The organism is Acidovorax sp. KPB24-03, assembly GCF_057546605.1.
In genome coordinates this window covers 1-6,548 of the sequence record NZ_BAAJYR010000194.1, presented here as the reverse complement: position 1 = coordinate 6,548, position 6,548 = coordinate 1, and the positions used below count along the sequence as shown (strand labels likewise).

Annotated in this window: 7 protein-coding genes and 1 pseudogene; 1 reads left to right on the top strand and 7 read right to left on the bottom strand. The window is 43.7% G+C overall.

Annotation, left to right across the window (positions count from 1 at the left end; genetic code table 11):
- Nucleotides 1-15 precede the first annotated feature (15 nt).
- A pseudogene (locus tag AC27KI_RS16805) lies at nt 16-452 on the top strand (IS5 family transposase); the annotation flags it as partial.
- Between the two features lie 554 nt (nt 453-1,006).
- Here the strand turns inward: AC27KI_RS16805 and AC27KI_RS16800 are convergent.
- The 7 genes from AC27KI_RS16800 to AC27KI_RS16770 all read right to left on the bottom strand — a co-directional run bounded on the left by AC27KI_RS16800 (nt 1,007) and on the right by AC27KI_RS16770 (nt 6,365).
- Nucleotides 1,007-1,774 (bottom strand): beta-barrel domain-containing protein, encoded by a 768-nt coding sequence (locus tag AC27KI_RS16800; RefSeq protein ID WP_487114849.1) that lies wholly within the window; start codon nt 1,772-1,774, stop codon nt 1,007-1,009.
- On the bottom strand, nt 1,719-2,204 hold the full coding sequence (locus AC27KI_RS16795) for a hypothetical protein (protein WP_487114847.1): 486 nt from the start codon (nt 2,202-2,204) through the stop codon (nt 1,719-1,721). Before AC27KI_RS16795 ends, AC27KI_RS16800 begins: the two co-directional genes overlap by 56 nt.
- 120 nt (nt 2,205-2,324) lie before the next feature.
- Complete coding sequence (locus tag AC27KI_RS16790) at nt 2,325-3,680, bottom strand: type I secretion system permease/ATPase (protein WP_487114845.1); 1,356 nt, start codon at nt 3,678-3,680, stop codon at nt 2,325-2,327.
- Nucleotides 3,681-4,162: 482 nt separating this feature from the next.
- Nucleotides 4,163-4,567: a hypothetical protein gene (locus AC27KI_RS16785; protein ID WP_487114843.1), complete on the bottom strand. Its 405-nt coding sequence runs from the start codon at nt 4,565-4,567 to the stop codon at nt 4,163-4,165.
- Nucleotides 4,568-4,577: 10 nt separating this feature from the next.
- Nucleotides 4,578-5,675 carry a hypothetical protein gene (locus AC27KI_RS16780; RefSeq protein ID WP_487114841.1) on the bottom strand — a complete coding sequence of 366 codons (1,098 nt, stop codon included), beginning with the start codon at nt 5,673-5,675 and terminating at the stop codon, nt 4,578-4,580.
- A gap of 31 nt (nt 5,676-5,706) precedes the next feature.
- A complete protein-coding gene (locus AC27KI_RS16775; RefSeq protein ID WP_487114839.1) occupies nt 5,707-5,907 on the bottom strand; it encodes a hypothetical protein in 201 nt (66 codons plus the stop codon).
- 218 nt (nt 5,908-6,125) lie between these two features.
- The gene (locus AC27KI_RS16770; RefSeq protein ID WP_487114851.1) at nt 6,126-6,365 is read right to left on the bottom strand and encodes an IS4 family transposase; all 240 of its coding nucleotides are present in this window, start codon (nt 6,363-6,365) and stop codon (nt 6,126-6,128) included.
- Nucleotides 6,366-6,548 lie beyond the last annotated feature (183 nt).

Here is a 6,548-nt window from a genome sequence, read left to right as displayed (position 1 = left end):
CTGCCTTCGTGATCGCGGGGCAAGCTCGGCAGCAAGCGCCATGTCCTGACAGATGCTCGCGGCGTGCCGCTGGCGATATTGGTGAGCGCAGCCAATAGGCACGACTCGATGTTCTTGGAGAGTGTGATCGACGCCGTGCGACCTGTAGGAGGTTTGCAAGGCAGGCCAAGGAGACGACCGGACAAGCTGCACGCAGACAAGGGCTACGACTACGACAAGTGCCGCAAGGCGCTACGCGAGCGTGGCATCCAAGTGCGCATTGCACGACGTGGCGTCGAGAGCAGTGAACGGCTCGGGCGCCATCGCTGGGTGGTCGAGCGCACGCATTCCTGGATTGCGGGCTCTGGATCCGTTTCGAGCGACAACTAGACACTCATCTGGCCTTGCTCAAGCTCGCCTGCTCCATCATCTGCTTGCGCTTCGTCGAGAGGTTTTGTGTTAGCCACTCTTAGTGCAGTACTTTATTTGGGCGGGCTTGCTCATGAAAAAGGTACGCTCAAAAATCCAATTTTTCACCGTAACTCTTTGATTTATATGGGTATCAATCGACGAAGGTGGGATCTTTGGACCTAGGGCGTCGAGTTAAAGGAATACCTCCACATAACGTGATTTTTATCAACATAATCTATGGTGACTTTATTTCAAGAGGCATTGCCATTTTTTGAGATCACTCCAGTATGAGCAAATTGGATTTGAAATCCCATGTGTAAATCTAAACGATAATTCAAATTGAGTTGAATCATTTTGCGAATACGTTAAGCCTCTGCTCTTGATAACTTCTCTGTCGCTCTGATCAAGGGGCAACTGATAAATTTCAAGAGGGTATGAGCCTTTTATTGTTTTATAGCGCTCAATCTTGTCAATCAAGGGATTAACTTGACGCATTATTATTTTTGCTTCTGGTAACTCAATTATGGGCCCGCTTGGCGAGCATCCAGAAAAAAGTAGGACTATTAAAAAAGAAATGTAATAGTTCATAAAAATTTCTCAAGAGCAAATGCTGACATCAATCATCATTAAATGCTCGATTGAATTGATCAGTAATTGGCTTTAGAAAATAACTGATTGCCGCGCGCTCGGTTGTTGTAATGTGAACTTCAACAGGCATTCCTGCAGTTATTTTCCCTCCTATCTCTTCATTAAGTGAATCGCTAGGAATCTCTAAGCGAGCGAGGTAGTATTGCTCATTATTTTTTCCCACAAGCAAATCTGAGGAAATACTTTTGACTTCGCCATGAATTGTGGGAGTTACAGATGAGGAGAAAGATGTAAAGTGCATTCTTGCGGATCGACCCGGGTGGATCTGATCAACCGACTTAGGATCGACCCTCGCCTCTACAATTAACTCTTCAGTTTTAGGTGCAATGGACATTAGCAACTCGCCGGGCGATATTACACCCCCTGCGGTGTGAATTTTTAATCCCTGAATTTTACCGCTAACAGGTGCTAAGATCTCTGACCGCTCAAGTTCATCTTGCGCAGCTACTTCCTGCTCCAATAAACGGGTAAGTAATGTACGATTATCTTTGAGTTCTGATAATATTTCCGTCATGGAATTGGATTCAATATCAAGAATTTGAATCCGACATCTCTCAATGTCGGCTTTGGCTTCTATATCTGAAATTGCAAGCTGCGCTAAAATTGACTCGGTCTCAGTTAAATCTCTTTCGGCCGAATTACGCTCCGCTATCGTGATGAGACCATGCTTATAAATATTATCAAAAGCGGAAACTTGTTCCTGTTGAAGTTTTTTTTTGACGCCTAAGTATTGCATTATATTCTTTATTTTTATCTAACTTTTCAGATAACATAGCCATCTGATTTTTTATAGATTTGATTTTTTGTTGTTTGGTTCTTTGTCTTTGTATAAATAGTTTCTTTTCTAAAAATAATGCTTCATTAGCGCCAGAAGTATCGACTTGTGGGAATTCATTTTCGTTGTCACGCTCCAATTTTAATCGTAGTGAACGTGCTGCCTGCTCTTTTATTTGATCCGAAAGAGACTCAAGGGAGGCTTTGCTAACTTTGCTATTTAACCGAATAACAACCTGATCTTTAGCAACTTCTTCACCTTCCTTTACTAAGACCTGCGCAACTATACCGCCCTCTCTGTGTTGAACATTTTTTAAACTGGTCAAAAATACAATATTCCCTTGAGATATGACTGCGCCTTTAATTTTAGCGGTTACTCCCCAGACCAGCATGGTTAAAAATGTTAGAAAAAGAACCAGGCAAGCTGTGCGCAATTGCCGAGAAATTTCCTGCATAAGGAGTGGATTTAATTATTTAAAAATGAATTAAGAATCAAAATTGACTGTTGCCAATTACTTTATTAATGTTTTCAGCATTTCATCGCGGGAGCCGAATGCGATTTGCATTCCAGACTTCAATGCCAGCACCTTGTTTACTCCTTGTAGCGCGTTCATACGATGTGTGATAATAACAACAATACCTCCACGCGCTCTTATGCCGGCTATGCATCGGAAGAGTGCTCCCTCACCTTCAGGGTCTAATGCAGAATTGGGCTCATCTAATATAACGAGGAATGGATTTTTATATAACGCCCGAGCCAGACCTATCCGCTGACGCTGCCCAGCAGATAAAGTGTCGCCATCATTCTTAATGATCGTATTATAACCTGCAGAAAAAGATTTTACTAATTTATCAACGTTGGCTAATTCTGCTGCGCGCAGTATGTCAGCCTCTGTGGCATCTTCATCAAATCTCGCGATATTTTGCGCAATTGAACCTGCAAACAGTTCGACGCGCTGAGATAAATAGCCAATAAATTTGCCAGCTTCGTTAGCCGACCATTGCGAAAGATCAGCATCGTCGAATCGAATATTTCCGTTAGATGCTGACCAAGCACCCGCTAGCAGCCGAGCCAAAGTTGATTTTCCTGAGCCACTTCCTCCTATAATACCAAGCGCATCGCCTGATATTAATCTGAAATTAACCCCCCGAAGAATGGGGTCTGAGCAGTTAGGCGGAGTAATTTCAATCTTGCAAAGCTCTAAGTATTTATGTGGGGTTGGAGGATTAAATAGCAAATTAGGTTTACTAATGGAGCTGCGCAGAAGATTATTTAAGCGTTGGTAGGCCTGAATATAATTCGTGAATTCCTTCCACCGCGAAATTGCTAGCTCAATAGGTGCCAAAGCACGGCCTTGAAGCAAGGAGGCTGCAATCATTACACCCGGTGAGGCCTTCCCATCAATGACGAGCCAAGCTCCCAATGCGAGAACCGAAGATTGCAAAGAGAGGCGTACAAATCGCCCTATTCCCCCATAATTTGAAGCTGCATCTGCAGTGCGAGTTTGAATGGTAACGCTTTGGGAATTGAAACGTTGCCATTGAATATATAGATTGTTCTCCATCCCGAGAGACCGTACTGTTTCAGCCTCGCGAGCAGCACTAGCTGCAATATGAAATGCGGTAGTACTAATACTGGTGTTTTCTTTTTGAAGTAACCATATTATTGAATTGGTTCGCCAAGCAATCAAAACCAACGCAAGAATTCCAGCGATAGAACATGCCCCAAAATATGGATGCAACAGAAATAATAGTACTATATAAACGGGACTCCAAAAAATATCAAAAACAACAGCAGGACCGCCGCTCCTCAGGAAGGCTTGGTATGTTTCCAAGTCTCTAAAAGAATTTTTCAACTGCGCGTTCACTTTTTTGTTAAAGCGCTATTAATGTCAGCCTTAAAAACAGCGCGTGACAGACTATCGTTGATATACGAACTTATTCGAGTAAAGAGCTTGCCTCTCGTAACTTCTAGTCCGGCCTGTAACGCATAGATAGCTAGTATTAATATAATTAGAGCTTGAAGAGTGGCAATGCTCTGGCTCGGAATCACTCGGTCATATACTTGTAGCATGAAGAGTGGGCCGCCTAAAAAAAAGTATATTTATCGCTGTACTAATGAAAAATGACCAGTATAAAGGCCGCTTAATTGCATCGACAATATTCATGAATTTTAATTATTAATCGCGAGTTGTTTTATTATTTATATTTGCAAAATTAGATCATCATCAATAATGCAATTTTACAGCTTGGTTTTTGGCTTAATGGGGTTTGGGCTGATCTATCGCAAATGCAAGAAAATAATTACCCTGATTTTTTCTCCAGGGCAATTAATTTTTTCGATAAAAAACTATCGTTTTAATACTTCGAATGTGGGGTGGCCTTTGAGGAGTTGGTAGGTAATCGGCCCATTGCGATCTTCAATATTTCCATTCCAAATTGATCCGATTTGCATTCCGGCCAATGAAATGCAATGCTCCCGCAGAAGTTTCATAGTGTCTGAGGATTGCACGGTTGCGCATACTTTGTCTTTCTCGGATCTCCAACTTCCAGAGGATTTGACGTTGGCAGCACTGAATTGTTGATAACTTCCGTCAGAGTAGTAGTGCATTAACGTTGTCCCCAATCTATTTTTAATCAGCAGGGTGTTTCCCGAAAGATTAATCGTTTTATTTGCAGTTTGATTTGCACTGGCTATGTTGGCTGCAGTGAGTGATGTAAAAATTACTGCGATCCACAGGGTGTTCTTTTTCATTTACATTGCCTTATAACGTTGCAATGTCCGACTGAAAATAAATGTCGCCTACTGAAACCTGAGTGCCATTCATGATGGCTGATGAGTGCTCCCCAATTAGATTGCCATGGTTGTATTGATCTCTTGAAACGTAATTCAGATCGATTGAAGTTATCCCAAAAGATGCTAAATCAGAAAGCTCTCCGGTGTCGGATATTCCGTTCGAATTTGAGTCTTTCCAGATTAGAAACTTTTTAAAGCTCTCGTCCGTAGCGTCCAAAAATCCGTCTTTATTAGAATCAAATGTGCTAAGTTTTGCGTATCCCTCTCCTCTCGCTGCTCCTCCAAAGAGCTCATTTCCGTTGCTAATGGAATTGTCATTGTTTAGATCAATTGCTAGGAAGCCGTCCTCCCGACTTAGCCATGCTGTCTTATCTAATAGTCCATCTCCATTGAGATCGAAGGAAACTTCTTGATTGTAGCTTCCTATCGTTTGTAACCCGTCACCATTAAGGTCTATAGCGATTGGCGAGTAAATAGTATGGTCTCGCAGATCTTGTTCATTTTCTGAGACTTCTTCTGCTACATTTGAACCGTGTAAAGTGTTGGTTGTTGCGTCCCAATAATCTTCTCTCCAACGGTCAATATCGTCGAGAAGATCATAATTTGAAGCGCCAGCGGGATCAACTTGATTCCGCAACCAGTCGTATATGGTCGAAAGATAATATCTTCCCGTGGAATAGCCATCCATTAGTGTGGTATTGAATAAACTGGTGGCATCGTATGATATTCCCGCAGCATCTAGCCAGCCTATAACGGCATCAACACAGTTGGTAGTAAATGCGTTATAGTACCCATTATTCGCTGCCGTACCTGCGGCTTGGTTCTCCATCAGAGTTCGCATGTTGAGAAAAGTGTCTTGCGAAATATCGAACTCTGTCCGAAATTCAGCTCCATCTGAACTTTCTCTATAGATCCCGCCTTCATATCCGTTAAATGCATTGAAATCCATTTCGGCGATATTTGCGCCAAAGGTATATTTATTACCCGCAGGATCTATCAGTGAAACATTTGTGTGACCTAAAAGTGCGCCAGACCATTCGTTCACAACCAATCTGTATCCAGCCATATTTTCTCCTGTGATTTAAATTTGCTGAAGTTCAAGTGCTTTTGCGTTTTGCGAACAAATAATCTGTTGAGTTTTTTAATTTAATATGTGCGCAAATGTAAGTTTCAGAGAAAGCTCCATTTCTGTCAATGTTGGTTTCCAATTCTTTCAATTGGCTGAGTACAAGGCGCAAGCTGTCGCCATTTGGCCTACTGGCACCAAAATCGGGCACCAAGTAGGTCCGCTCGCTCATCAGTTATCAGGAGCTGAACGGAGTTTGGGTCGAAGATGGAATGTAATAAATATGACAACCGCTGATGCATTGGTTGCGGCCGCTCGCTAGGTCGTTGAAGATAGATCGGTAGTAACTCGCTATCGTGTTCAAGGCATCCGATGCAGCCATGTCCAAGGTGTCTGGATTTCCTTGGGGTGCCAGCTAGGCGGCGAAATCGGTCACCGCTGCATGCCGATCTATAGCGTCTCGACGCCGGGTTCACCATCGCCCTTGCGCTCCAGAAAACCGCTAATCGTGGCAATTATCTGAATGACGCTGTTCAAGTTCTGCAGTTGCTGCGGGATGGGTTCTATGAGCAGGAAGCACACGCTGGGCCATTCTTCAGGGGGCAACAGCAGCTCGACGGGCAACTGCGGGCAGTTGCGTCCCAGGTCCATCAAGCGCGCAATGCGCCAGACTACGACTAGGACAACCAGCGGCTCCCGATCGGGCGTTACCGTAGCTCAGCCGGCCCAGCCCGGCAATGCCTTGGCATCTTCCAACTCCAGATTCGCAAACTCTTCCGGGTTCCAGCTCAACACAGGACTGACGAAAATCAACAGCCTAGCCCTGAATCTCCACGATGCGTGCAATCGGATGGTGTAAACCCTCCCATGGCG

Coding starts and splice junctions, on each gene's coding strand:
- AC27KI_RS16795 (WP_487114847.1), bottom strand. CDS start 2,204: ATGCTGGTCTGGGGAGTAACCGCTAAAATTAAAGGCGCAGTCATATCT.
- AC27KI_RS16800 (WP_487114849.1), bottom strand. CDS start 1,774: ATGCAATACTTAGGCGTCAAAAAAAAACTTCAACAGGAACAAGTTTCC.
- AC27KI_RS16780 (WP_487114841.1), bottom strand. CDS start 5,675: ATGGCTGGATACAGATTGGTTGTGAACGAATGGTCTGGCGCACTTTTA.
- AC27KI_RS16785 (WP_487114843.1), bottom strand. CDS start 4,567: ATGAAAAAGAACACCCTGTGGATCGCAGTAATTTTTACATCACTCACT.
- AC27KI_RS16775 (WP_487114839.1), bottom strand. CDS start 5,907: ATGAGCGAGCGGACCTACTTGGTGCCCGATTTTGGTGCCAGTAGGCCA.